The organism is Halomonas sp. ND22Bw (assembly GCF_003011945.1).
In the GTDB taxonomy this organism is placed as follows: Bacteria; Pseudomonadota; Gammaproteobacteria; order Pseudomonadales; family Halomonadaceae; genus Halomonas; species Halomonas halophila.
Genome location: NZ_PXWD01001894.1, coordinates 1 through 231, shown reverse-complemented (window position 1 = coordinate 231; position 231 = coordinate 1). Strand labels below are relative to the sequence as shown.

General features: G+C 68.8%; 1 protein-coding gene. It reads left to right on the top strand.

Translation table 11 applies throughout. The features are described 5' to 3' along the window. Positions 1-231 (top strand): hypothetical protein (locus tag CVH10_RS24855; RefSeq protein ID WP_219925134.1); only part of this gene is annotated, 231 nt, incomplete at both ends.

Below are 231 nucleotides of genomic sequence, written 5' to 3'. Positions count from 1 at the left end.
CGCACAGCGCGCATATCGAGCGCGAGCTGTCAGGCGCGATCGCGGCGCTGCAACCCGACGGCGTGATCCTGACCCCGCCGCATTCGGCCAATCCGCTGATCCTCGATTTCCTGGAAAAGCGGCAGATCGTGTTCGCGCGGATCGGTTCGTCCGCGCCCGGTCCGGGCTTCGCGCTCAGCACCGATGACGAAGGCGCGGCGCGCGACGTGACCCGCCACCTGATCGACCTGG